Consider the following 1,280-nt stretch of genomic DNA (forward strand, 5'->3'; position numbering starts at 1 on the left):
CCATTCCCGTTGCCGCTGTTACCGGAATTGCCATTGCTGTTGCCATTCCCGTTGCCGCTGTTACCGGAATTGCCATTGCTGTTGCCATTCCCGTTGCCGCTGTTACCGGAATTGCCATTTCCGCTGAAGAAATTACTCAAGAAGCCTCCTCCATTATTTGGAGAGACATCAGCCGAAGGAATGTTCTTGGTTTTGGGGGTCTGGAATGAAGGTGCCCGCTTGCTCCCTGGCCGAACTGCAGGCTTCGTCCTGCCACCGACCTGAAGCCCAACTCTTGTGGCCGGCGCACTGGATGCAGACTGTCCTGCGCCAACGTCCGCCCGGTCACCAGATGCAAAATCCTCAACGCCGACCAGCCCGCGCTGGACGGAAACCCTTGCGCGTTTGGTATTCACCGAAACGCCGAATTTTGTGCCTTTCACAACAGCGGCAAGAAACGGTGTTTCCACGGTAAAGTGATTCCGTTGCCGCGTTTTCACGTCGACTTCAATATTGCCTTTGCGTTGGAGAAGAGTTGTCTTGGCACCCCGGCTACGATGCTTTGAGATTGCAAATGTCGTGTTCGGACCGACAGAAATTGTCTCGCTTCCGCGCGCAATGAGCGCGCGCGCACCTGGCCGCGTGCCAATTGTGTAGCCTTTTTCGAAGACCATCCCTCGTTTGACACGGAAAGCTTGAACTCCCGGCGCGACAAAATAGGCAATGCCTGACACCCTCTTTACAACCCAAGCCTCAGCTTGTGCCACACTGTTAGAGAGTGGCAGCGACAGCATGACCACCGCTGCTATGACAAAAGCAACGACCTGACTGCGACGCCCACTCTCAAATGGACTTGACAATATCTTCATAGCTTTAGCCCTGAGCTATAGATTTGTATCTATGCAAAGGCTAACACCTCACGAATTAACCTCAGGTGAACTGCAGAAATAAAAAACTATCATTTTCAAGCTCATAATAGCTTTCTTGAAGCATTAACAATGCATTTCCAAAACATTCACATTATTTTAACAACGATTTTCCCTTAAAAGTTTTATCTAATACGTATTTTTATTTAAGGTTGTATTTTTCCTACGCCATTCAGAACTTTGTTCTTCATGAGTTTAGAAAAGCTCAAGAATACGTGCATCAATAACTACAATTCTCTAGTTCCGACCTTTACCGTTCCCACCAGAATTCCCGTTACTGTTGCCACCGGAGTTGCCATTCCCACCGGAGTTACCGTTGCTGTTGCCACCGGAGTTGCCGTTCCCACCGGAGTTGCCGTTGCTGTTGCCGCCGGA

General features: G+C 49.8%; 2 protein-coding genes and 1 pseudogene. 2 read left to right on the top strand and 1 reads right to left on the bottom strand.

What is annotated here, in order from left to right; translation table 11 throughout:
* A partial coding sequence (locus Q0835_RS29900) for a hypothetical protein (RefSeq protein ID WP_298967125.1) occupies positions 1 to 209 on the top strand: 209 nt, incomplete at its 5' end.
* Between the two features lie 153 nt (positions 210 to 362).
* Here the strand turns inward: Q0835_RS29900 and Q0835_RS30445 are convergent.
* Positions 363 to 848: pseudogene (locus tag Q0835_RS30445) on the bottom strand (FecR domain-containing protein); the annotation flags it as partial.
* 246 nt (positions 849 to 1,094) lie between these two features.
* Here Q0835_RS30445 and Q0835_RS29910 point away from each other — a divergent pair.
* Positions 1,095 to 1,280 (top strand): hypothetical protein (locus tag Q0835_RS29910; RefSeq protein ID WP_298967123.1); only part of this gene is annotated, 186 nt, incomplete at its 3' end.

The organism is uncultured Roseibium sp. (genome assembly GCF_947499295.1).
In the GTDB taxonomy this organism is placed as follows: Bacteria; Pseudomonadota; Alphaproteobacteria; order Rhizobiales; family Stappiaceae; genus Roseibium.